The sequence below is a fragment of the Pseudomonas sp. 91RF genome (genome assembly GCF_003576265.1).
Lineage (GTDB): Bacteria > Pseudomonadota > Gammaproteobacteria > Pseudomonadales > Pseudomonadaceae > Aquipseudomonas > Aquipseudomonas kribbensis.
Map to the genome: position 1 here is coordinate 276,644 of NZ_QWFC01000024.1, position 23,337 is coordinate 299,980.

A 23,337-nucleotide genomic window follows, 5' to 3' on the forward strand; every position below is an offset into this window, starting at 1 on the left:
CACGCTCAAACCCTTTGAAACCGGGGGGCTTGAGCGGCTCCGATCACGCACGGCAAGGGTTGCGGTCAATCTCATACTTACAAGAATAATGGGAGTCCCAAATGGGCGAGCACGATCTGAACAGGCGTCAATTCATCAAAACCGTCGGCGTGGCCTCGGTGGCTGCGGCGGCCATGAGCATGCCCTTCATCCGGGCCAGTGCCAGCGACACCCGTTTTGCCGGCAAGACCCTGCGCCTGCTGACCTGGTCCGATGACACTGGGCTGGCCGCACTGCGCAACATCGCGGCAACGTTCGAGGCCAAGACCGGCGCCAAAGTGATTGCCGACCGCACTGGCAGCACCTCGGAAATGGTCGCCAAACTCAAGGCCGGCGGTGATCGTCCGCAGTACGACATCATCACCCTGGCCGGGGTCGGTGCCGAAGGTCTGGCCGCTGCCGGACTGCTGGAAAAACCCGACCTCAACCGTATTCCCAACCTGATCGACGTACCGGAAAAATATCGCACCGGGGCCAACGGTCACGGCATCGGTTACCTGCTGTGGTGCAACAGTCTGGTCTACAGCACCCGCACCCAGAAGGAAGCGCCGGACAGTTACGCCGCGCTGTGGGACGCCGATCTGGCACCGAACATTTTCCTGCCGCCACCGAACTGGACCGAGGCGATGGACCTGATCATCATCGCCGCCAAACTGGCCGGTGGTGACGAGCACAACATCGAACCGGGCTTCAAGAAACTCGCCGAACTCAAGGAACGCGTGGTGACCCTGGGCGAAAACCCCAACCAGATTGCCGAGCTGTTCCGCACCGGCTCCCTGGACATGGGCGGCCTGTATGCCCCGGCGTTTTTTCCCAAGCAAATCCGCGATCCGAACTACGGCCTCGGCGCCACGTTCGGTATGAAGGAAGGTTTCTACACCGACCTGATGCTCTCGGTGATGCCGAAGAATCGTCCGGGCGACACCGACCTGGCCTACGCCTTCATCGACCACTCCCTCGACCCGCTGGTGCAGGGCAAGATGGCCGAAGACATCTTCAACGGCCCGGTCAACGCCAAGGCGATCATCTCCGCCGAAGCGCGCAAGAGCCCGTTCATCCTCACCCCGGAGCAGATCGCGGAGAAGGCGATCATGCACGACAACGCCTTCCTGGCGACCGTGCATGACCAGTGGATTCGTCGCTACACGGAAATTTTTTCTTCCTGATCGAGTGACGTACACAGGCGCTCAAACACTGAAAGTTCCTGTGGGAGCGAGCCTGCTCGCGATAGCAATCTGTCAGCCGACGTCGTTGGTGAATGTCAGTCCGCAATCGCGAGCAGGCTCGCTCCCACAGAGGGCCAAGGTGAGCTTGAGGCCGTTGCTTTTCCATTGACGAGATCATTGCTATGGAACATCAATCCCTGACCCAACCGGTCGGCGCGGGTGACGTGCGCCCGGCGCGCGGTGTTTCGCCGACTGCGCGGGCGTGGTTTTTCCTCACGCCGTCGATGCTGTTTCTCGGCGTGCTGATTGCCGCCAGCCTGCTGGTACTGCGCATGAGCGTCGGCACCAAGGGTGCGGAGTGGTCCGGTTTCAGCCTGGCCAGTTACGCGCAGTTGCTCGAACCCTACTACCTCAAATCGTTGCTGCTGACCTTGCGTCTGGCGCTGATCAGCGCGGTGATCGCCGTGGTGCTGGCGATCCCGGTGGCGTACACCATGTCGCGCCTGACCTCGCCGTTCGTGCGGCGGATTTTCCTCGCGGCGGTGCTGTTGCCGTTGCTGGTCAACCTGTTGCTGCAAAGCTACGGCTGGCTGGTGATCCTCGGCCCCGGCGGCATGCTCAACCAGACCCTGATGGGCCTCGGTCTGATCAAGCGCCCGATCATGTTGCTGTACAACCAGAACGGCGTGTTGATGGGCCTGGTGCAGACCGCGTTTCCGTTGGCCGTGCTGCCGATTGCCAGCGCCATGCGCGGCGTCGCCCGCAGCTACGAAGAGGCTGCCGCGACCCTTGGCGCCAGCCGTTTTCAGGTGTTCCGTCAGGTGGTGTTGCCGATGAGCCTGCCGGGGATCATCACCGGCGCGACTCTGGTGTTCGCCTACAACGCCAGCAGCTTCGTGGTGCCGTTGCTGCTCGGCGGTCGGCGCGTGCCGATGCTCGCGGTGATGGTGCATGACCAGATCGCCCCGCTGATGAACTGGCCCGCCGCGTCCGCTGCCGGGGTGGTGCTGATCGTCACCACCCTGGCGATCATGACCTTGTCCGAATACATTACCGGCCGCCGTCGCCGTCTGCTGGAGGCTTCGCAATGAGTGCCCTGATCAAGAAGCGTCAGTCGCTGTTGCCGGGCGACACCGGCAAGTTCGCCGGCATTCTTTCCGGGATCATTTTGTTCCTGGCAGTGTTGCCGATCCTGACCATGATCGTGATGTCGTTCAGCGGCGCGTCGAACCTCGACTTCCCGCCGAGCAGCTACAGCCTGCAGTGGTACAAGGCGGCTTGGCACACCTTCGTTTCGCCGGATGCCAGCGATGTGCTGAGCCTCGGCCAGGCCATGGGCACCAGTCTGCTGGTGTCGTGCCTGACGATGATTTTCGCCACGCTGATCGCGGTGCCGGCGGCTTATGCGCTGACCCGTTGCGAGTTCCGCGGCAAGGGCGTGGCGCTGCAACTGATGTCGCTGCCGCTGGTGTTTCCGATGGTGGTGCTGGGGCTGGCCTTGCTGCTGGTGTTCGACAGCCTGCCGTTCCACATGACCACCTCGCGACTGGTGATTGCCCACGTGATTCTGGCGCTGCCGTTCGTGGTGAAGAATTGCACGGCGGCCATGCTTTCCATCGGCAGCGAAGTCGAAGAGGCTGCGCAGATGCTCGGCGCTTCGCCACTGCGGGCCATCGTCGACGTGGTGGTGCCGTTGATGAAATCGGGGATTCTGGCGGGGATGCTGCTGGCGTTCATCGTCTCGTTCAACGAATTCACCGTGACCTATTTCCTCTACACCATCGACGTCATGACCGTGCCGATCTGGATGTACAGCCGCACCGTGTCATCGCTCGACCCTACCGTGTTCTCGTTTGCCGTGCTGATCGTGCTGATCGACTTCGTCCTGATCTGGGCGCTGGAGAAGCTGGTCGGTGAAGGTGGCGTTTCGTTCTGATTTCTTGAGGTGATTTATGTCTGGTCTGATTCTGGAAAACGTCGAGAAACACTACGGCTCGGCCTGCGCGGTAAAAGACGTCAACCTGCATTTGCCCGAGGGCAAACTGGTGTGCTTCCTCGGCCCGTCGGGCTGCGGCAAGACCACGTTGCTGCGAATGATCGCAGGGCTGGAAACCCTCACCGGCGGCGAAATCCGCCTGGATGGCGAGGACATCGGCCACACCCCGGCGCACCTGCGCAACTTCGGTATGGTGTTCCAGTCGCTGGCGTTGTTCCCGCACATGACCGTGGGCGAGAACATCGCCTATCCGCTGAAACTGCGGGGCGTGAGCAAGGCCGATCAACAGGCGCGGGTGGTGGAGTTGCTGGAGTTGATCCAGCTGCAACCGATGATTGATCGCCCGGTGGCCAAACTCTCCGGCGGTCAGCGTCAACGGGTGGCGATTGCCCGGGCCATTGCCTCGCACCCGAAAATCCTGTTGCTCGACGAACCGCTGTCGGCGCTGGATGCCAAGCTGCGTGAGTCGATGCAGGTGGAAATCCGCCAACTGCAACAACGCCTGAACATCACCACCATCATGGTCACCCACGATCAACGCGAAGCCATGACCATGGCCGATATCGTGGTGGTCCTCGGTGAGCATCGGGTGCAGCAGGTGGGCACGCCGATTGAAATCTATCGGCACCCGGCCAACGAGTTCGTCGCGGACTTTATCGGCTCCGGCAATATCTTCCCGGCCACCGCGCTGGGCGATGGCAAGGTCGTGCTGCCGGGCGGCGACGCCCTGCAAGTGCCGATCTGCAGCAGCATCGTGGTCGGGCAGAAAGTGAAAATGCTGATCCGCCCGGAAGACCTGCAACTGTCGGCGCCCCAGGCCACGGCGGGCAATCGCCTGCTGGGCAAGGTGACGTTTGTGCGGGATATCGGCGCGACCATCGAGACTACGGTGGAATGTTCCGGGGTGACGTTTACGGCGCTGAGTACGCCGTGTCAGGGGATTGGGCTGGGGATCGGGCATCCGGTGTCGGTGACGTTGCCGAGCGAGGCGTGTCGGGTACTCGGCGCTTGAATCAAAGGCCCCATCGCGAGCAGGCTCGCTCCCACAGGTTCAGTTGTACGCCGATCCAATGTGGGAGCGAGCTTGCTCGCGAAGGGGCCAGCGGCCGCTATAAAAAATCGGATCAGACCGTCAGCCGCAACCGCGCCAGATCCCTTAGCGGCGGCGCGCCGAACAATCGGCTGTACTCGCGGCTGAATTGCGACGGGCTTTCATAACCCACGCGATATCCGGCCGCCGATGCCTCCAGCCCTTCAGCCAGCATCAGGCGCCGCGCCTCCTGCAGGCGCAACTGCTTCTGATACTGCAACGGACTCATCGCCGTCATCGCCTTGAAGCGGTGATGCAGGGTCGAGACGCTGAGGTTCACTTCCTTCGCCAGATCATCGATGCGCAACGGCTGTTCGAAGTTGCCGTTGAGCCATTTGATCGCCTGGCTGATGCGGTGGCTCTGGCTGTTGGCGATGGCGATTTCGTACAGCCGATGACCCTGCGGACTGCGCAGCAGGCGATAGAGAATTTCCCTACGGATCAGCGGCGCGAGCATGGCGATGTCTTTCGGCGTGTCGAGCAGTCGGGCCAGACGCAGCACCGCATCGAGCATCGCGCTGTCGATCCTTTCCACATACAGACCGCGTCCGGTCGGCCGGGTCGGTACGCCCATGGGGCCGGCATCGGCGATCAGCGCGGTGATTTCTGCCGGATCGATGTCCAGGCGCACGGCGAGGATCGGTTCCAGAGGCGAGACATTCACCACCCGACCGCTCAACGGCATCGAGACCGAGACCACCAGATAATTCAGCGGATCGTAATTGAAGTACTCGTCCGCCAGCCGTACCTCCTTGCGACCCTGGGCCATGATGCACAGCGCCGGTTGCGCGAGCACCGGGGCGAAATCGTGGGATTTGGTGTGGCGCGACATGAACAGCGAGCCGACGGCGGTGGCATAACTGCCATCTTCGGAGGTGTTGCGACGAATGATCGCCGCCAGTTCCTCGCGCTGTTTTTCCATGTCAGCTGCCATGTCGGCATCGGGCGGCGCCTGAAAACGATCGAATGACGTCATGCACAGCCTCCTCGGCAAGGGATGGAATGGGAGCAGAGCATAAGTTTGTGCAAGCGCAAGCGGTAGACACATCCTGCGAAATGCTTGCCTGATCCTGCATGGCGTTGCTGGCCTGCCCAGACATGACAGGGCGCATGCCGGCAAACTTGCTCGAAACCGGTGTGACAGGACGGTGACAGCAATTCACGATCTGTTACAGGTCTGAAAGACAGTCTCGCAGGATTGTGCAACGCAACGGCAGGAATCGACTAACGGCGAGCATTGCCCGGCCCTTAACCTTGGATCCTGTCGCAGCCCGTCCCCGGCTGCCACGCGACTCCCTGGGAGGGTTGAACATGTCCAAGCAGATTCCCGTCAGTCATATGGCCTTCGTTCGAGCGCGCGCCGGGCGCTCGGCGGAACTCGGCATGCGCCTCAGCGCGTTGATCGAACCATCCCGTGCCGCCGCCGGTTGCCTGAGCTTTTCCCTGCAGCATTCGCAGTGTGATCCCGAGTTGTGGCTGGTTTCCGGTTTCTGGAGCAACCAGCAGTCGATGACCGCTTATTTCAGCAGCCCATCGATGGAAGTGTTTGCCGAGCTGGTGCAGGACCTGGTGGTCAACAGCCTGGATTTCCACACGTTTAAAGACGTGTCGGCAGCGCAGGCGCTGGGTCAGAGTTGCGCGCCGATACACAAACTCGCCGGTTGAGGGTTTAATGGCCGGCCTATCTGACTGAGCCAGGACCTGCGACATGGCACGTAAAGAGTTCGAACACTTCGAAGCGGTTTCCGCTGTAGTCCCCGTCGAATTGGGCAGCAACAAGGGTTATTTCGCGGCAATCGCGGTCAAGGCCCTGGTTGACGGCGGTGCGCCACGCTTTCACAAACTGTTGAATGACCAGGTGTTCCCTGGTGCCATTGCCGCCGATGAAGCGGCGATCAATGAGCTGGACAAGCTCAAGGGCGTCACTGATGACGCCGAGCTGATCTGGTAACTCCGTTTACTTGACGGCGCCCGGGCGCCACATCTTGAACAATGCCTCCGGCCCCAGCTGGAAGTAGTCCGCCGGCCCGCCGCCGCGCAGAATCGGTTCTGCGGCGGCGGTGTCGTAGATCCCGTCCTTCAACAGCCATTTGGCAATGTGCACGGCGACCACCTCACCGAGCACCAGCCAGCTCGGCACCGTCTCGCCGTCGGCGCGCTGCAACTGAATGATCTGCGTGACCTTGCACTCGAAGGACACCGGGCTTTCGGCCACGCGCGGCACGGCAATCACCTTCGACGCCACCGGTGTCAGTCCCGCCAGTTCGAATTCGTTGACCTCCGGCGCGACGGCTGCGCAGCTCTGGTTCATCTGCTCGGCCAGCGGCCGGGTCGCTAGGTTCCAGACGAACTCACCGGTCTGCTCGATGTTGTTCAGGCTGTCTTTGCGCCCGACGCTGGAGAACCCGATGATCGGCGGAATGTAGTTGAACGCGTTGAAAAAGCTGTAGGGCGCCAGGTTCAGCTTGCCCTCGGCATCCTGCGAAGAAATCCAGCCGATGGGGCGCGGACCGACAATCGCGTTGAACGGATCGTGGGGCAGGCCGTGGCCGTTGGCCGGTTCGTAGAAATGGATGTCATCGGGCATGGCGGGGTGTTCCTGAAGGCTTTTATAAGCGGCCAATAGTGCAAGTCCGGTCCGCGAAGATCAAATCCCGACCTTAGGAAATGAACAAGCCCGGCAATGGCCGGGCTTTGGTGTCTGCATTCTGCCGATCAACTGATGGCAGCGGCGGTACCGGTTTTATCGAAACCGTCGGCAGCGATGGCAGCAGCAGTACCGGTCTTGTCGAAACCGTCGGCCGCGATGGCAGCGGCGGTGCCGGTTTTATCGAAACCGTCGGCCGCGATGGCAGCGGCGGTGCCGGTTTTATCGAAACCGTCAGCAGCGATGGCTGCGGCAGTACCGGTCTTGTCAAAGCCATCGGCAGCAACGGCTTTGCCGACGTTGGTTTTATCGAAACCATCGGCAGCGTAGGTGCCCGAGTGGCTGGTTTCGATGGCAGCGCTGGCGCCGTTGATGAAATCGGCGGATTTGGTTTTGTCCGAGCCATCGGCGGCAAAGGTGTTGGCGGCCAGTACGGACAGGGTCAGGGCGAGGATCAGTTTGGTTTTCATGGTCGTTCTCCAGATTCGAAATTCGTTGGCGGTGTGTCTTGCATGGGTTTCATGCTACGCCAACTAAATTGATTAAAAAGCGCAAAATAATGCTAAAAACAATCGATTAACTTGATATTAAGGGCGGCGCATTGAATTCGTCTCGTCGTGGGAGCGAGCGACGCGCAGTCAATCGATCAGGTGAGTGCAGGATGCGGCAGGGGCATTAACCGGTGATTAATCGCTGCTTTTGGCTTGCGTGACAGATTTTTCATACATTCCCGACCGGTTTTTCACCCGCGTAACGCCAGTCTGCCGGCGGCCAGAAAACCAAGAACCGGCCGTCACACACTGGAGCTTTACCTGCAATGAACAAACTGCCTCAAATCACCCTGGCCTTCTGGGTCATGAAAATCTGCGCGACGACCCTGGGGGAAACCGCGGGGGATTTGCTGTCGATGACCCTGAATGTCGGCTACGCCATGAGCTCGCTGATCCTGATCAGCGTGTTCGTCCTGACGCTGGTCACGCAACTGATGTCCAAGACCTACAAGCCGCTGCTGTACTGGATCGTGATCCTGTCGACCAGCACCGCCGGCACCACCATGTCCGACTTCATGGACCGCACGCTGGAGCTGGGTTACGCCACCGGTTCGATGATCCTGATCGCGATCCTGCTGGCGATCTTCGCGGCGTGGCGCCTGAGCGGCGACTCGCTTAACGTCACCAAGGTGCAGAGCTTTCGCGGCGAGATGTTCTATTGGATGGCGATCCTGTTCTCCAACACCCTGGGCACCGCGCTCGGCGATTACCTGGCGGACGACTCGGGCCTGGGCTTTGCCGGTGGCGCGCTGTTGATCGGCTCGGCGATTGCGGTGGTGGTACTGCTCAAGTACTTCACGAAGATTTCGTCGGTGGCGCTGTTCTGGGTGGCGTTCGTGCTGACCCGGCCGTTTGGCGCGACCTTGGGCGACCTGATGACCAAGTCCCATGAGAAGGGCGGACTGGACTTCGGCACCATCGGTTCGTCGGCAGTGCTGGCAGGGATTCTGCTGGTGATGATCGTGGGCGCGTCTTATGCGCAGAAGCGCTATGGCGGCAAACAGGGCGTTGCCGAGTTGTCCTGATCGGGAAATCGGACAGGAAAGAAACGCGCGAAGGTCTTGCACCTTCGCGCGTTTTTTTTGCGATCAGTCAGTGACGATGCGCGAATGTTTCTGGGTGTCTTTCATGGTGATGTACACCAGCAGGGACACCGCGATGCACGCGGTCACGTACCAGTAGTAACCGGTTTCCATGCCGATGCTCTTGAACCACAGCGCGATGTATTCGGCGGTGCCGCCGAAGATCGACACGGTCAGTGCGTACGGCAGGCCGACGCCCAGGGCGCGGATTTCGGTCGGGAACAGCTCGGCCTTCACCACGGCGTTGATCGAGGTGTAGCCGCTGACGATGATCAGCGCCGCCATGATCAGGAAGAACGCGCCCCACCAGGTCTGGATGGTGTGCAGGGTCATCAGGATCGGCACGGTGAAGATCGTCCCGAGCACGCCGAAGGCGATCAGGATCGGGCGACGGCCGATCTTGTCGGACAGACCACCGATGATCGGTTGCAGGCACATGAACAGGAACAGCGTGGCCGCGGAAATGGTGGTGGAGTCGGAGATGCTCATGCCGACGGTGTTCACCAGGTATTTCTGCATGTAGGTGGTGTAGGTGTAGAACGCCAGTGTACCGCCCATGGTCAGGCCGACCACGGTGAGCAGTTCCTTCGGATGGCGCAGCAAGGTGCGCATGGCGCTTTCCTTGGACTTCTCTTTCTTGGTGAACGATTCGGTTTCTTCCATGCCGCGACGCAGGTACAGCGCGACGATTGCGCACAGCGCGCCGATGGCGAACGGAATACGCCAGCCCCATGCGTACAGTTGCTCGGTGGTGAGCATCTGTTGCAGCACGATCAACACGCCCAGCGCGATGAGCTGGCCGGAGATCAGGGTCACGTACTGGAAGCTGGAGAAGAAGCCGCGACGTTCCTTGGTCGCCATCTCCGACAGGTAAGTGGCGGAGGTGCCGTACTCGCCGCCGACCGACAGGCCCTGCAGCAGACGAGCAAACACCAGCAGGATCGGTGCGCCGATGCCGATGGTTTCGTAGTTCGGGCTGAGGGCGATCAGCAGGGAGCCGAAGCACATCAGGTACACCGAGGCCATCAGCGCCTTTTTACGTCCGACCTTGTCGGCGTACAGGCCCATCAGCCAGCCACCGATCGGGCGCATCAGAAAACCCACGGCGAAGATCGCGGCGGTGTTCATCAATTGGGCGGTGGTGGAACCGGCGGGGAAGAAGGTCTTGGCGAAGTACAGCGAGAAGGCGGCATAGACGTACCAGTCGTACCACTCGACCATGTTGCCGACGGAACCGCTGAAGATCGACTTGATGCGACTGGCGGTGGTTTTTTCTTTGGCCGGCACGGCAGCCGACCCAAGAGGCAGGGCGTTGGAGTTATCCATTGAAGGATCCTTCGTTTAATTGTTTTTGTGGAGCGCGTTGATACGCAGCCTGCGGGGGCTATAGCAGGAGCTGTGCCAACGGGGAGAGGGCCGGTTTAGAGGGGGGAGGGGGAGTTGCTGAGCGGGTTTTTGCCGATGGGCCGGAATGAATGAGCGGATTTCCGCTCATTCAGATACGAACATTTCCCGGGTCAGTCCATGCCGCTGCATCTTTTCATTGAAGGTGCGCCGCGGCAGTTGCAGCTCCTCCAGTACGGCTTTCACATCACCCTTGTGCCGGGTCAACGCCGCCCGCAGGCACTGCGCCTCAAACGCTTCCTGCTGCGCCGCCAGCGACTGACCGGGATCGATGCCCTGCACCGGCTCATCCAGCCCCAGCACCTGCCGCTCGGCAACGTTCGCCAGTTCCCGCACATTACCCGGCCAGTCATGACTCAGCAGGTGGCTCAATTGCGCACCACTGAGCGGCGGAAAAGTCCGGCCCAATCGCTGAGCGGCGCTTTGGGCGAAGGATTCGAACAATAACGGAATATCTTCCCGACGATCACGCAGTGGCGGCAGGCGCAATTCCGCGACGTTCAGTCGATACGCCAGGTCCTCGCGAAACCGTCCGGCCCGGGCTTCATCCAGCAGATCAGGTTTGGTCGCCGCGACGATGCGCAAGTCAACGCGAATGCTCTGGTTCGACCCCAGCCGCTCCAGCTTCTGTTCCTGTAACACCCGCAGCAGTTTTACCTGCTGGGCCAGCGGCATGCTTTCGATTTCATCGAGAAACAGTGTGCCGCCATCGGCGTATTCCAGCTTGCCGATGCGTTTGCCGGAGGCTCCGGTGAACGCGCCGCTCTCATGGCCGAACAACTCGGCTTCGAACAACTGCTCGGGGATCGCCGCGCAGTTCAGCGCCACGAAGGGTTTGTCGGCGCGCGGGCCGAAGTCGTGCAGGCAGCGGGCGACCAGCTCCTTGCCGCTGCCGGTTTCGCCACGGATCAGCACGTTGACCGGCAGGGTCGCCAGATCCAGCACCTGCCGGCGCAAGGTCTGCAAGCCACGGGATACACCGAGCAGTGTGGCATCGAGTCTGGCGCGATTGTCGGCCTGCTCGTGCAGGGCGCGGTTTTCCAGCACCAGACGACGCTTGTCCAGCGCCCGGCGCAGGCTGCCGAGCAGGGTCTCGGGGCTGAAGGGTTTTTCCAGAAAATCGTAGGCGCCGTCGCGCATCGCTTCGACCGCCATCGGCACATCGCCGTGGCCGGTGAGCAGGATTACCGGCAGGTCGGCATCCCGGCGCTGTACTTCGGCCAGCAGTTCAAGACCACTGAGACCGGGCATGCGCACATCGCTGAGAATCACCCCGGCAAAATGCTTCGGCAGCGCCGCCAGGCATTCCTCGGCGCGGCTGAACAGTTGGACCTCGAAACCGGACAGGCTCAGCCACTGTTCGACGGCACTGCGAATACTGCTTTCGTCATCGACCACCATCACGCGGTTGAGCATCAGAGGTGCGCCTCCAGATCGATTGGCAGGGTCAGGCTGAACACCGCGCCGTTGTCGCCGTTCTCGGCGCTCAGGCGCCCGCCGGATTCGTGGACGATGGCGAAGGATACTGCCAGTCCGAGACCGAGGCCGTCACCCACCGGTTTGGTGGTGAAGAACGGATCGAACACCTGACCCAGATGTTCTTCGGCGATGCCGCCGCCATTGTCGATGACGCTCAGGCGCCACAGTTGCTCGTCGGCCTCCAGGCGAATTTCCAGGCGCTTGCAAGGTTTGCCCTGCATCGCATCGAGGGCGTTGCGCAGCAGGTTGATCAGCACCTGTTCGAGGCGGATCGCATCGCCGCGTACCCAGGCCGGTCGGGTCAGATGCAACACAAGGCTGACCTGTTCGTCGCGCATTCTCGCGTCCAGCAATTGCAGGGCCTGATCGACCACCGTCGACAGGTCCAGCCGCTCGCGCAAACCACTGGGGCTCTTGCGGGCGAAGGTTTTCAAATGACCGGTGAGGGCCGCCATGCGCGTGAGCATCTCATCCACCGGTTTGAGTGCCTTGTAGGCGTCATCGACCCGGCCGTGATCGAGCAGCAGCCTCAGAGTTGCAAGCTGCATGCGCTGGGCGGTCAGTGGCTGATTGATTTCGTGGGCCAGCGCCGCCGACATCTGCCCCAGAGCCGCCAGTTTTGCCGATTGCACCAGACCATCCTGGGCGGTGCGCAAATCGCGGGTGCGTTCCTCGACCAGTTGCTCAAGCTCTTCGCGGCTGCGCTGGCGCATCTTCGCCAGGCGCCAGCGCTGGTTGAGGAACAACAGCAGGAACACCAGCGCCAGCCACACCCCGGCCGCGGCGAGCCCGGCATTGCGCTGGTCTTCGAAGGACAATTGCGGACGGCGCAACAGGTGCAGGGTCCAGCCTTCTGCGGTCAGCGGCAGGGATTCCCACAGGTAATCCGCCGTGCCTTGCGGAGCCTCGACACGGCGCAGGTCACTGTTGTCATCGAAGCGGCGCAGTGACAGATGAGTCAGCGGCACCAGCGACTGTTTGTCGTATTGGCGGGTGGCCTTGATCTCCCGGTAATCGGCCGGGGTCAGCGGGTGCAGCAGGCGATAGCGCCACTCGGGCTGGTTGGCGATAAAGATGATGCCTCGGGCATCGCTGACCAGCAGGGTGTCGTTGCCATGGCTCCATTCGCGCTCAAGCTCCGGGAATTCGAGCTTGACCACCATCGCCCCGAGGAACTCGCCGTTGTCACCCAGTACGGCGCTGGACAGGAAATACCCGGGAATCCCGCTGGTCACCCCGACCGCATAAAAGCGCCCGGTGCCCTGGGTGCGGGTCTGGCTGAAGTACGGGCGAAAACCATAGTTGTGGCCGACGTAACTGCTGGGCAGACGCCAGTTGCTGGCGGCTACCGCAAGGCCGGTGTGATCGAGCAATTCAAGGGTGGAGGATTGTGCGGCGCCGTTGATTTTTTCCAGCTTCAGGTTCAGCGCAGCCTGCTGTTCGGCATCCACGGGACCTGCCAGCGCCGCACGCAATTGCGGGTCCAATGCCAGCACGGCGGGCAGGGCGCGGTAGCGGTCGATCAGGGTGTGCAGCGAATTGGCGTACAGCGCCAGTTGCTGGTTGGCCCGGGCGGCGTCTTCCACCAGCGCCTGGCGTTCGGCGTGACGGACCGCAAGCGTCGCGGCGAGGGCGGCGCCGGCGAGGATCAACAGGGTGTACAGCGTCAGGCGCACAAGGCGTGAGGTCGCGGGCATGGACGTATCAGGTGCGGAATGGGGCGAGCACGATAGCATGCACAGGCGGACTTCTCGCTAGGTGCCACCCTGGCGTGCACGTCTGATCACAGATTGGGTCTGCCTCAATTGTGTGATGGTTGCATTCGTTGCAGTGATTACTGTTTCACGTGTATCACCGGCAGCGTTGCCGAAAACTTTGCCGAGCGGCCTGTAGGTGTGGATAGCGTCGCGCCCGGCGGCTTCGAACAGGCTGTCCAGCACACCCACGGCTTCATCCAGGATTGCGATCATTCCGGAAATGTGTTGATCGGCACGGGTCAGCTTTTCGTCCGTCAGTTCCTGACCCGCTCCTGCGATCTCATGAAGTATTTCAAAGGTTCCGGTCACCGTACTCAACGCCGCACCGATTTCGCTCGAGAACGGTGTATTGGCGGCCTTCATGCCAATACTCGCACCGACATTCAGAGCCTCCTTGCCGCCCTTCAGCCAGCCCTTTCTGTTCATTTGCACGATACCTAGCCCGATGCCTTTGAACTTGTTGTACGCGTACGAACCATAGTTCATGGCCTTGTAGTCACCTTTATTGATGATCCGGTTCGGATCCAGCTTCCCGGACTTGAATTTGACCGATGCACTGAGACTCGTACGCTCCAATGCATAATCCAGCCCCATGCTCACTGCCTTTTTCGCTACGACCCCGAGGCTCGCGCCAACGGCAATACCGGGAGGGCCGGCGACACTACCCAGCGCCGCCGCTGTCGCTCCGATGCCGATACCCGCTCCATAAGAGATGGCTTGCGCAGCAACGTGTGTGCCAATCCTCAACGCAGCGGATTGTCCGTGTGCCAAAGCAGACTGGTGATTATTGATTTGTGTCTCGGCTTCGCGCGCGCGTCGTGTCGTGAGATCCAGAATTTTTGTATGCCGGCCCAGCGCTCTGGATAGCGCCATATTGGCCCTGTATTGCTGTTGATCAGCTGCGCTTCGGGATTTTCTTGTGGAACGTTGCTGCCCAGTCTCCAGAAAGCTGTCCATGAAGTCCCACAGCTCCTGTCCGTCATCGTCGATGAAAGTAATCGGGTTATTTCTCACGAAAGCGTACAGGTTCAAACCATCCACAGTGCCCGCCGGATCGGCACTGATCCACCGCCTCAACCAGTCGGCGTAGTAACGGGCACCGTAGTAATACAGGCGGGTGACATCCATTTCCTTGCCCGAATACCGGATGAAGCGGTAATCCACTTCGATCAGCGTTCGCGCTGTCATCCAGGCCGTGGCGCCGAACGGCAGATAACCTTCGTGGCTGATCATTCGTGCCTGTTGGTCCAGCTCCAGCGAGACCGACCCCAGATGATCGCTGTGGGTGTAGCGCAATTGATCGGCCTCGATGCCCGTCGGTCTGCCGGTCACCCAGTGCAGGCAGACCACGTCGCCACTGACCAGCGGCAGGTTGATCAGGTGTAGCTCTTCACCGTTGTCTTTGCTGCGGATTTCCAGCCCCGGCAAATAGCGCACTTCATGGAAGTGGCTGACTTTTGTCGTGTGGGTGTCGTGGCGTTTGTAGACCCGCTCGCCCTGGCTGTAGCGGTAGGACTCTTCGTCGTTGGCGCTGCTGCCGTTGCGGTCGATGAGGGTCACCTGATCCAGCTCGCCACGATTATTCCATTGCATCGGCACGCCGGGTTGCAGGGCCTGCAGATTGCCGGCGGAGTCGAACAGTTTTGTGAAGTCCGGAGGTGGATCACCGGGTTTCCAGCGCACGCCGCGATTGCTCGACGGATCGATAGACATCTCGGTGGTGTGGCTGGCACCGTCGCGAATGTGGACGGTTTTGACGAGGTTGTCGCCGCTGTCGTACTCGTATGTTTCGATGTAGTTGCGCCGGTCGGCAGGATCGGTGGGCTTCGGTCGGCCGAGGTTGTCCGAGGGTGGGGCATCGGCATGGCCGGTGGCGCGGATCAGCCGGTAGAGCGAGTCGTAACCGAAGGTACGCTGACCATCGACCTGCTGGTTGCGGAAGAAGGTCGGTGTCCAGGCGTGATCGAGAATACGGGTGATGTTGCCCATCCGGTTGTATTCATATTCGAAATCCTGAAGCGCCGCCCCCGATGTCTTTCGTACGAGGTGGCGATGCAGACGCCCGTCGGCAGCGCGGTATTGCCAATGGCTGATGACATCATTGCCGGTCTGTTGCTCGAGGATTTGTCCGGTGGCGTTGTACTGCGCAGCCTTCAGTACGGGCCGCCAACCGGACTGTCCGTTGATCTGCAGTTGCACCCGGGTGAGTTGGCCGGCCACGTCGTGTGTGAACTCTTGCTGGTGACCGCCGGCATCGGTCTGCGTCAACACTGCGCCCAGCGGGCTGTAACGGCGACTGCTGATAAACGCTTTAGCATCGTGGAAGGTCCGGGTTTCCCGCAGCACCTGGCCAGACAGTGCGAAGCTGCGAGCCTCCACAGAGCCTGACGGATCTTCCTGCCGGATCAGTTGCCCTCGCAGGTTGTGCGCGGGATCGCCCGAGCGATCAGCGTAGGTGAAGGTTTCGATATCCGGTGCCCCGTTTTCTTCAACGGCCAACAAGCGCAGCTGGTCATCGTAGGTCATGACTCGATGATGACCATTCGCGTCCCAGGATTGTTCGGGTAGCCCGGCCAACCCTGGTAGCGTGGTGTCTATGCCGGCGTCGGCACTGACGGTTCTGAGCGCCTGACCATTCAACGCGAAAAGGGTCAGGGTATTCGGCGCGGACAGGCGCGGATCGAGTTCAACCACGGTTCGTCCGCCAACATCATGGTGTTGACGGGTAATGAGTGCCTGCACGTCCTCTCCCGCTACCTTGCGCAAGTATTTGACCTGTCTGACCAACCGTCCAGCGGCATCGCTGACAATCAGTTGCGGCGTGCCGGAATGGATAGGAGGGACCGCTGCTCTCATGGTCTCAAGCCGCCTTCGAAGCCGTTCTTTGCTGAGCATATTGGCGATATCGGGTGATAGTGGCTCGGGTCTCGCCAAGGCTTTGCAATGCCTGTCCCCTTATTTTTTTTATGTCCGAGCGACTGACCATTCGAGAGTCGGCCGTCCCTGCCTTGCCCAGGCCGATATCGATAAGCAGGTCCCACGTTCTGGCATAAAACTGCTCGACACCCATGGCGTCGAATCCGGCTTCGGCCGCGTCTGCAACGCTACCGATTGTCTCTTCGAGACTGTCGAGTAACGATTCATAGGTTTTCAATTCGTATTCGGTCAACAACTGTTCAGCCTTTGTCGCATCCTTGGCAACGTGCATGAGTTCGGAAAGCTCCGAGACCCCGGGCCATATCGCGCCACCCACAGTGTTACGACCGAAGCGGAAAAACGTCCTGATATTCTCCGACCGCTCCTGCCACGTTTGAGGATTGGTTATGAAATCGTCCAGAGGTCCGGCGGAAATTCCGGCACTTTGTTTCATGATCGATCCAGGCTCCAGATCCGAATGTCTTGGCAGGATCGGTGTATTCAACTTGAGCGGGGCTGTTATAAGCGTGTACCCCTCTGCGGCAGAATCAGCCGCAAAGTTTCCCAGTGTCAGCCCTTGTAGTTCTCCGGGCAGGCTGCTTTCCTGGAAGGTATGTCCGGTGGTGTGGTAACCGCTTAAGAAACCGGCGGCGGCCCTGCCAGCAAGAAACACAAAGTTTTTCAATATCTGGAGCCGGAACGTCGACGGTGAAGTCAGATTGCCAAACTGTTTTTTTACATCGTTCAGATTCTGCTGAGCAGTGGAGAGAAATTTGATTTGCTGAACGACCAATTGCCTTTGCTCGGATGGCGTTTTTTCAGTCCCGCCGCTATCGAAATAACGCAAAGGGCTATTCCCGACAAACGCATACCGATTCAGCCCATCCACATCGCCCGCCGGATCGGCACTGATCCACCGCCCCAGCCAGTCGGCGTAGTAACGGACGCCGTAGTAATACAGGCGGGTGACATCCATTTCCTTGCCCGAGTACCGGATGAAGCGGTAATTCACTTCAATCAGCGTTCGCGCCGCCATCCATGCCGTGCCACCGAACGGCAGATAACCTTCGTCGCTGACCATTCGCGCCTGCTGATCCAGTTCCAGCGAAACCGACCCCAGATGATCGCTGTAGGTGTAGCGCAGCTGATCGGCCTCGATGCCCGAGGGTTTGCCGGCCTTCCAGTGCAGGCAGACCACGCTGCCACTGGGCAGCGACAGAGGGATCAGGTGTAACTCTTCGCCGTTTTCTCGGGTGCGAATTTCCAGCCCCGGCAAATAGCGCACCTCATGGAAATGGCTGACTTTTGTCGTGTGAGTATCGTGACGTTTGTAGACCCGCTCGTCCTGACTGTAGTGGTAATACTCTTCATCGTTGGCGCTGCTGCCGTTGCGGTCGACGATGATCACCCTGTCCAGCTCGCCGCGGTTGTTCCATTGCATCGGCACGCCGGGTTGCAGGGCTTGCAGATTGCCGGCGGAGTCGAACAGCTTTGTGAAGTCCGGAAGTGGATCACCGCGTTTCCAGCGCACACCGCGATTGCTCGACGGATCGATCGACATCTCGGTGGTGTGGCTGGCACCGTCGCGAATGTGGACGGTTTCGACGAGGTTGCCGCCGTCGTCGTATTTGTAATGCTCGATGTAATTGCGCCGGTTGGCGGGATCGCTTGGCTGCGGCCTGCCGAGGTTGTCCGAGGGTGGGGCGTCGGCGTAGCCGGTGGCGCGGATCAGTTGGTACAGCGTGTCGTAGTCGAACGACTGGTGCCCATCGACTTGCTGGTTGCGGAAGTAGGTTGGCGTGTAGGCATGATCGAGAATACGGGTGATGTTGCCCACCCGGTCGTATTCATATTCGAAATTCTGTAGCGGCGGCTCCGATGCCTTTTGCACGATGTGGCGGTGCAGACGCCCGTCGGCAGCGCGGTATTGCCAACGGCTGATGACATCATTGCCGGCCTGTTGTTCGAGGATCTGTCCGGCGGCGTTGTACTGCGCCGCCTTCAGTACGGGCCGCCAACCGGACTGTCCGTTGAGCTGCAGTTGCACCCGGGTGAGTTGGCCGGCCACGTCGTGTGTGAACTCTTGCTGGTGACCGCCGGCATCGGTCTGCGTCAACACTGCGCCCAGCGGGCTGTAACGGCGACTGCTGATAAACGCTTTAGCATCGTGGAAGGTACGGATTTCCCGCAGCACCTGGCCAGACAGTGCGAAGCTGCGAGCCTCCACAGAGCCTGACGGATCTTCCTGCCGGATCAGTTGCCCTCGCAGGTTGTGCGCGGGATCGCCCGAGCGATCAGCGTAGGTGAAGGTTTCGATATCCGGTGTCCCGTTTTCTTCAACGGCCAACAAGCGCAACTGGTCATCGTAGGTCATCTCCCGGTGATTGCCGTTTGCATCCCAATTCTGCAAAAACTCGCCGCCGGGTCCAGGCAGCACCGTGTTTTCGCCACTGTCAACGTTGTGAGTTTTGAGCGCCAGGCCGTCCAACCGGAACACCGTTGTTGTATTGGGCGTGGGCAGACGCGGATCCCGCTGTGCAACAGGATGACCGGCAACGTCATATTGCAGTCGACGGATGAGTGCTCGCACGGCTTCCCCGGCCACCGTGCGCAGGTACTCGACTTGTCTGACGGCTTCGCCGCGCGGGCCGATTACCGACAGAATCGGTGTGAGATGGTGCACGCTGGCGTTCATGATTTGATCCGTTTTGCGGGTCTTGCAGGCGCCGGTCTTTTCGCGGGCCTGGCCAGTGGCGAGTCGTCCGTGTCGTTGTAGTCGTAGCTGAGCTTGAACCACGGATGCAGAACGTCGAAGGCCAGATGGCCGAGGGCATTGATGGTTTTGATCGGTCGGCCCAGGGCGTCGTAGAACATCCGGTCGTGGTAGCCATGTTCACGCATGGCGCTGTCATTGATGCAGCGATGGGTGTTGAGGAAGTAAGCGCGGTAGACCCGGATGGTTTCGCCCTTGTGGTTGTATTCCACACGCCTCTGAACCCGCCAGCGCGGATCTGCTTGTGCCTCGACAGGATCGCCATTTGCGTCAATGACAAGCTTGTCTTCAAATGTGGCCTGGAACGCCTTGCCTTGCGGGACGAGCTGTTTGTTTTGCAACTCGCGGCCAAAGCCGTCGACGTAGCTGATCGTCATCTGAATCTGTTGCAACGGGTCAGTGTGATAGCGGTCGGCAACCAGGTTGAGGCTGTGCACCGGTTGCCTGAGGGCGGTGTGGATGATCTTGAGCAGGGTCTGTTCGCTGGCGGTGCGTTTTTTGCGCTGGTTCAGCCAGCGCAATGCCGAAGCGCGGATGTGACCATCGGGCAGGATCAAGCCTTTGGCGATCCATTCCTTTCTTTTAAGCGGCAATGTCTTGAGCGGTAGGGAAGGCATCCAACTGAACAGCTCGGTGCGCACTGCGCTGGCGGCGGAAGCCAGTACGGTTTTCGGATTGGCCAGAGCGTATTCGACGCTAAGATCGGGCTGCGCCGGATAAGCGGACAGGGGGGCGAAACCAGCCGGCAATCCCTCTTCGGTGCCATGAAAACTGAGCACCATGGGCTGACCGCCTGCGTCATGGAGAACTTCCTGAATGTTCTCGTTGGGATCGGTGACTTTGAGCGGCTGCAGGGTGTGCATGTCATATGTCATCGATGTCACGCAGCCGTCCGGCAGGGTGATGGCAATGGTCAGCAGATGGTCTGCGTCCCAGGTGATGTGCGTCACGCCATGGCTGGCGGTCTGTTGCACCTCGGTGACGTGGTAAAAGCCGCTGGCGTCGGCGTAGGTGAAAAAGCCGCTTTGCGCCGACCAGAGGTTTTGCAGCAGATCCTGTGCAGGATCTTCCGGGAAGAACAGCTTCATTGGCGTGTAGCCGATCTTTGTCAGCTCGTCCCGGATGACTATCGGGACGTCGTCGTAGGCCTCCAGGGCGTTTTTGTCGAACACGGCCTGCTCGGTCGGCCCGGTCAACGGCGGGTAGAGCATCTTGCCGGCGGACTCCAGATACGTGTGTTGCGAGAGCGAGGTCAGCTCCCGCGCGGCTGTCCATTCGGCACTGTCTTTATACCGGTCGAAATTTTCAAAACTGATGTCCGCCGCTCGCAGCCCGCTCGGCAGCGCGCCCTTGGGCAGCTTCATTGCGTTGCTGCGCTGGCGCCAGGGCAAGCCGAGCAGCCAGTGGCCGTCAGTAGTGAGGTGAATGAAGGCGGCGAGTGTTTCCGTCAAATAAAAGTACCGTTGCTGCTCATCGTGACTGTCCACCCAGGCTCGAAGCTGGTCTTCTCGATCGAAGGGCGGTTTGTCCGTCTCGGAGCGATGGCGAGCACAGGCGACCGTCAATCCGTGAGTCAGGAGGCCGTACTCGTCGAATGCCAGATTGACTGCATGCTGGCAGTTCGGGTCGTCCATGAACCGTTCGTATTGATGGCTGCGGGTTTCCAGTTCGAGCACCAGCAAACTGGACGGGTTGTCTTTGACCACCCGTACCCGATAGCGAAATTCTCTCAGGGAGAACAGGCGCGCCGGGGCGGGGTCGTCCGCCTGACACACCTCGCTGCGCAGTGGGCGACCGGCCAGGGCGTAGGCAATTTCGCGATGGTCGTCGGCTTTGCGCCGCGTCCGAACACGCTCCTTTCTGCCTTTGACATCGAACGTTGAAATAACCGTGGGCCCCGGCGGCGCGATCTCGTGGTCGGGTTCGCGGATGCCTTTCAAGACAAGGTCGATGTTTCTGCCGGTATGAAACCAGTGCGTCACGCGCATCGGTGCCGTGTGGCCACTTTCAGCCTCGCCCGGCTCCAGTTCACTGTCGGTCTGGCAGACCTTGCCGAAACCGCGAAACTCACGTTCGTAACCGTCGTAGTAGCCCTCGAAATATTCGTGGAACTGCATCAGGTAATTGCCGGTGATTTCATCGTCCTGGCGCAACCAGTGAAGCACCATCTGGGGAAAGGGCAGAAGGCAGACCGGACGTCGGCGCGCCATCAGTTCCAGACGTTTCTCATCCAGCCAGAATTGCGCACTGCTGCGATATTTCAGCGTGGCACCGTAGCCCATGTTGTTGTTGCAGCCGGTGAGCAGATAGGGCCGTTCACTGACGAAGTGATACACCCAATGCTGCGGTTTCATGTGTGACTTGGTGAACAGCAGGCTGGCGCAACCGATGCCGCGCAGGTCGGCGAAGGTCACCTGGCATAGGTTGTCGTAGCGAATGCCGGTGGGCCATGGCACACGTACGGGTGTCGAGGCCAAACCATTGCCACCCTGGTTGAACCAGATTTCAAAGTAGTCCGAAGACAGGTAAATGAAGGCCGGGGCACCGGAGCCGTCCAGATCGGCGATACGCACCCGGTCGGCATCGAATTCGCGATTGTCGAACGGCAAGTCGCTCAGCTTGAAACCCACTCCAAACCGACCATGTCCGAGGCTGGCCCAGCAGCGGATTTCATCGTGGCGGATCCGGCACAGCTCCATGCCGCTGGCGCCCATGCCACTGAATGACACCAGTTCGCTGCGGGCATTGCCGAACAGCGGCAATCTGTCCGGGGCATGGGGCACATCCTTGCCGGGTGCGAATCCTTTTTCCCGCACATTGGCGTACACCCGAACGCTGTTCGGGCCGATCAGGGCCATGGAATCCAGGCCATCACCGCTCAGGTCGCCCAGTTGTGCCAGTTGATGGAAATACTCCACGGGAAACTGGCTGAACGGCTTGAGCAACGACCAGGTGCCGTCCGGGTTGAGCGTGTAATACCCGCTGCCACCGGGTTGCGCGACGATCCAGTCCAGACGCCCGTCGCCGGTGAGGTCGGTGAGGATCTGCACCACCGGTTTGCTGCTGTCGGCGTTCGGAATCAGCGGGAGCAGTCTCCAGGGGCCGTAGACGATTTCGTCCGTACCGGGCGCTCCGCGCAAGGGCTCGCGGTAATACCAGGCGCCGTCGTACTGGCAGAGAAAACCGGGCAGGCCTTCGCCGTAAAGATCGACGCAATGGTAGGGCTGGCCGTCATTGAGGCCGGGCATGTGGTCGAGTTGCAGGAAGGGTTGGGGGGTGGTGTCGAGTATCAGCGCTTCATAAAAATATTCGAGGGGCGGCATGTGCTTGACGCGACCTGTCACGTCATAACTCATGTAGTGCGCGGCTTTCAGGTGGTTGTACCGATGCTGTGTGGGTTCGTGCTCCAGCAGCAGTCGATTGACCAGCACCGGAGTGGGGCCGATGTGGTTGAACAACAGAAACTGCCGGCACAGGCGCCGGGTGCCCACCTCGAACCCGTAGCGATGCATGCGAAAAGGGTCGCTGCGCAATGGCCACGCGCGAACAGGTTCAAATGTCGGTAGCTCATCCAGCCGGGTGGCACGTTCGCCGTAGCAGACGATCAATCTGAACAACCACTCCAGATCCTGCGGTTTCGGGTGTTCGAGACACAGCAGATCCGTGCTGGCGGACTTGTTGCAGTAGCAGATCTGGCGCAGGTAGCGCTGGGCCCGATAGTCAAAGCGTGGATCAGCGTCAGTGTCGTCGGATTTGTATTCGAAAAAGATGTTTTCCCCGACGGCGTTCCTGATTTCCACCAGTAGCCATACGGCAATGCGGGTTGGATCTTCGGGGTCGTAAATGCATGATTCCGGTGAGTTGCCGTAGCAATGTTGCGAGCCGTCGGCACGGGACACCACCCAAAAGGGATTGCCGGTATCGGGTGTCCAGAGCTCGTAACGGTCGAACGTGCTTTCCAGGCGAGGGATGTAGAGCACCACGGAAAATTTTCTGGCCCGCCGGCCTTTGCCTCGAGTGCGCCGGGTTGCCTTGATCCTGCCACGGACCGTCAGCTCGGGACGCAGGTCGGTGCCGTCGGCCTGCATGACATCGGCGGCCTCGTATTTCGGCACGCCTTTGCTGGTTTTGCGCGAGATGGCGGGCAGCGGCAGATCCCAGCCGAGTCCGCATTTGTCGTTGCCCGCGTTGCCGTCGTAGACCAACGGCAACTCGGGATTGAGTGTGCGCGCATTCAGGATCGGGAGGGGCAGGGTGTAAGAGCGCTGCCCGGTCGCACCGATCTCCCCCCAACTGCGTCCGTTCGTTGCAATGGACGCAGTCTTGGCAATGGTGGGAGCAGTGACGAGCGCATCTGCATCCGGGGTCATGGCGTCGCAACCTGAAGATGTCGAGGTATCACGCTAGCAGAGCGGCATGCGCCAGACACCTGTCAGA

Annotated in this window: 16 protein-coding genes; 7 read left to right on the forward strand and 9 right to left on the reverse strand. The window is 60.4% G+C overall.

The window, feature by feature from the left end:
* Nucleotides 1–101: 101 nt before the first annotated feature.
* From DXT77_RS12510 to DXT77_RS12525, 4 genes are all read left to right on the forward strand, one after another.
* Entirely contained in the window at nucleotides 102–1,205 is a 1,104-nt protein-coding gene (locus tag DXT77_RS12510; RefSeq protein WP_085730221.1) for an ABC transporter substrate-binding protein, read from the forward strand.
* 182 nt (nucleotides 1,206–1,387) lie between these two features.
* Nucleotides 1,388–2,296 (forward strand): ABC transporter permease, encoded by a 909-nt coding sequence (locus DXT77_RS12515; protein ID WP_007960163.1) that lies wholly within the window; start codon nucleotides 1,388–1,390, stop codon nucleotides 2,294–2,296.
* On the forward strand, nucleotides 2,293–3,141 hold the full coding sequence (locus tag DXT77_RS12520; protein WP_007960165.1) for an ABC transporter permease: 849 nt from the start codon (nucleotides 2,293–2,295) through the stop codon (nucleotides 3,139–3,141). The genes DXT77_RS12515 and DXT77_RS12520 overlap by 4 nt, the downstream gene beginning before the upstream one ends.
* 16 nt (nucleotides 3,142–3,157) lie before the next feature.
* Nucleotides 3,158–4,213, forward strand: a complete 1,056-nt coding sequence (locus tag DXT77_RS12525) for an ABC transporter ATP-binding protein (RefSeq protein WP_085709574.1) — start codon at nucleotides 3,158–3,160, stop codon at nucleotides 4,211–4,213.
* Nucleotides 4,214–4,325: 112 nt separating this feature from the next.
* Here DXT77_RS12525 and DXT77_RS12530 read toward each other — a convergent pair whose 3' ends face one another.
* Nucleotides 4,326–5,267 (reverse strand): AraC family transcriptional regulator, encoded by a 942-nt coding sequence (locus DXT77_RS12530; RefSeq protein WP_119427820.1) that lies wholly within the window; start codon nucleotides 5,265–5,267, stop codon nucleotides 4,326–4,328.
* A gap of 335 nt (nucleotides 5,268–5,602) precedes the next feature.
* Between DXT77_RS12530 and DXT77_RS12535 the strand changes: the two genes are divergently transcribed.
* Both DXT77_RS12535 and DXT77_RS12540 read left to right on the forward strand, forming a co-directional pair.
* Nucleotides 5,603–5,956: a putative quinol monooxygenase gene (locus DXT77_RS12535; protein WP_119427821.1), complete on the forward strand. Its 354-nt coding sequence runs from the start codon at nucleotides 5,603–5,605 to the stop codon at nucleotides 5,954–5,956.
* Between the two features lie 43 nt (nucleotides 5,957–5,999).
* A complete protein-coding gene (locus tag DXT77_RS12540) occupies nucleotides 6,000–6,242 on the forward strand; it encodes a hypothetical protein (RefSeq protein WP_065258578.1) in 243 nt (80 codons plus the stop codon).
* Between the two features lie 6 nt (nucleotides 6,243–6,248).
* Here the strand turns inward: DXT77_RS12540 and DXT77_RS12545 are convergent, their stop codons facing one another.
* Both DXT77_RS12545 and DXT77_RS12550 read right to left on the reverse strand, forming a co-directional pair.
* Nucleotides 6,249–6,878 carry a flavin reductase family protein gene (locus DXT77_RS12545; protein ID WP_114885139.1) on the reverse strand — a complete coding sequence of 210 codons (630 nt, stop codon included), beginning with the start codon at nucleotides 6,876–6,878 and terminating at the stop codon, nucleotides 6,249–6,251.
* A gap of 128 nt (nucleotides 6,879–7,006) precedes the next feature.
* On the reverse strand, nucleotides 7,007–7,408 hold the full coding sequence (locus DXT77_RS12550) for a hypothetical protein (protein WP_119427822.1): 402 nt from the start codon (nucleotides 7,406–7,408) through the stop codon (nucleotides 7,007–7,009).
* Nucleotides 7,409–7,755: 347 nt separating this feature from the next.
* Here DXT77_RS12550 and DXT77_RS12555 point away from each other — a divergent pair, with 347 nt between their 5' ends.
* On the forward strand, nucleotides 7,756–8,514 hold the full coding sequence (locus DXT77_RS12555; RefSeq protein WP_119427823.1) for a hypothetical protein: 759 nt from the start codon (nucleotides 7,756–7,758) through the stop codon (nucleotides 8,512–8,514).
* 63 nt (nucleotides 8,515–8,577) lie between these two features.
* Here DXT77_RS12555 and DXT77_RS12560 read toward each other — a convergent pair whose 3' ends face one another.
* The 6 genes from DXT77_RS12560 to DXT77_RS12585 all read right to left on the reverse strand — a co-directional run bounded on the left by DXT77_RS12560 (nucleotide 8,578) and on the right by DXT77_RS12585 (nucleotide 23,270).
* The gene (locus DXT77_RS12560; protein WP_119427824.1) at nucleotides 8,578–9,897 is read right to left on the reverse strand and encodes an MFS transporter; all 1,320 of its coding nucleotides are present in this window, start codon (nucleotides 9,895–9,897) and stop codon (nucleotides 8,578–8,580) included.
* Nucleotides 9,898–10,062: 165 nt separating this feature from the next.
* The gene (locus tag DXT77_RS12565; protein ID WP_119427825.1) at nucleotides 10,063–11,391 is read right to left on the reverse strand and encodes a sigma-54 dependent transcriptional regulator; all 1,329 of its coding nucleotides are present in this window, start codon (nucleotides 11,389–11,391) and stop codon (nucleotides 10,063–10,065) included.
* Nucleotides 11,391–13,151: an ATP-binding protein gene (locus DXT77_RS12570; protein ID WP_119427826.1), complete on the reverse strand. Its 1,761-nt coding sequence runs from the start codon at nucleotides 13,149–13,151 to the stop codon at nucleotides 11,391–11,393. Before DXT77_RS12570 ends, DXT77_RS12565 begins: the two co-directional genes overlap by 1 nt.
* Before the next feature lie 57 nt (nucleotides 13,152–13,208).
* Entirely contained in the window at nucleotides 13,209–16,067 is a 2,859-nt protein-coding gene (locus DXT77_RS12575; protein WP_119427827.1) for an RHS repeat-associated core domain-containing protein, read from the reverse strand.
* Between the two features lie 4 nt (nucleotides 16,068–16,071).
* On the reverse strand, nucleotides 16,072–18,822 hold the full coding sequence (locus DXT77_RS12580; RefSeq protein ID WP_119427828.1) for an RHS repeat-associated core domain-containing protein: 2,751 nt from the start codon (nucleotides 18,820–18,822) through the stop codon (nucleotides 16,072–16,074).
* A complete protein-coding gene (locus tag DXT77_RS12585; protein ID WP_119427829.1) occupies nucleotides 18,819–23,270 on the reverse strand; it encodes a SpvB/TcaC N-terminal domain-containing protein in 4,452 nt (1,483 codons plus the stop codon). Before DXT77_RS12585 ends, DXT77_RS12580 begins: the two co-directional genes overlap by 4 nt.
* Nucleotides 23,271–23,337 lie beyond the last annotated feature (67 nt).

What these genes read in the sequence shown, in the direction of transcription:
- DXT77_RS12510 (WP_085730221.1), top strand. Translation starts at nt 102, where the DNA reads ATGGGCGAGCACGATCTGAACAGGCGTCAATTCATCAAAACCGTCGGC.
- DXT77_RS12515 (WP_007960163.1), top strand. Translation starts at nt 1,388, where the DNA reads ATGGAACATCAATCCCTGACCCAACCGGTCGGCGCGGGTGACGTGCGC.
- DXT77_RS12520 (WP_007960165.1), top strand. Translation starts at nt 2,293, where the DNA reads ATGAGTGCCCTGATCAAGAAGCGTCAGTCGCTGTTGCCGGGCGACACC.
- DXT77_RS12525 (WP_085709574.1), top strand. Translation starts at nt 3,158, where the DNA reads ATGTCTGGTCTGATTCTGGAAAACGTCGAGAAACACTACGGCTCGGCC.
- DXT77_RS12530 (WP_119427820.1), bottom strand. Translation starts at nt 5,267, where the DNA reads ATGACGTCATTCGATCGTTTTCAGGCGCCGCCCGATGCCGACATGGCA.
- DXT77_RS12535 (WP_119427821.1), top strand. Translation starts at nt 5,603, where the DNA reads ATGTCCAAGCAGATTCCCGTCAGTCATATGGCCTTCGTTCGAGCGCGC.
- DXT77_RS12540 (WP_065258578.1), top strand. Translation starts at nt 6,000, where the DNA reads ATGGCACGTAAAGAGTTCGAACACTTCGAAGCGGTTTCCGCTGTAGTC.
- DXT77_RS12545 (WP_114885139.1), bottom strand. Translation starts at nt 6,878, where the DNA reads ATGCCCGATGACATCCATTTCTACGAACCGGCCAACGGCCACGGCCTG.
- DXT77_RS12550 (WP_119427822.1), bottom strand. Translation starts at nt 7,408, where the DNA reads ATGAAAACCAAACTGATCCTCGCCCTGACCCTGTCCGTACTGGCCGCC.
- DXT77_RS12555 (WP_119427823.1), top strand. Translation starts at nt 7,756, where the DNA reads ATGAACAAACTGCCTCAAATCACCCTGGCCTTCTGGGTCATGAAAATC.
- DXT77_RS12560 (WP_119427824.1), bottom strand. Translation starts at nt 9,897, where the DNA reads ATGGATAACTCCAACGCCCTGCCTCTTGGGTCGGCTGCCGTGCCGGCC.
- DXT77_RS12565 (WP_119427825.1), bottom strand. Translation starts at nt 11,391, where the DNA reads ATGCTCAACCGCGTGATGGTGGTCGATGACGAAAGCAGTATTCGCAGT.
- DXT77_RS12570 (WP_119427826.1), bottom strand. Translation starts at nt 13,151, where the DNA reads ATGCCCGCGACCTCACGCCTTGTGCGCCTGACGCTGTACACCCTGTTG.
- DXT77_RS12575 (WP_119427827.1), bottom strand. Translation starts at nt 16,067, where the DNA reads ATGAGAGCAGCGGTCCCTCCTATCCATTCCGGCACGCCGCAACTGATT.
- DXT77_RS12580 (WP_119427828.1), bottom strand. Translation starts at nt 18,822, where the DNA reads ATGAACGCCAGCGTGCACCATCTCACACCGATTCTGTCGGTAATCGGC.
- DXT77_RS12585 (WP_119427829.1), bottom strand. Translation starts at nt 23,270, where the DNA reads ATGACCCCGGATGCAGATGCGCTCGTCACTGCTCCCACCATTGCCAAG.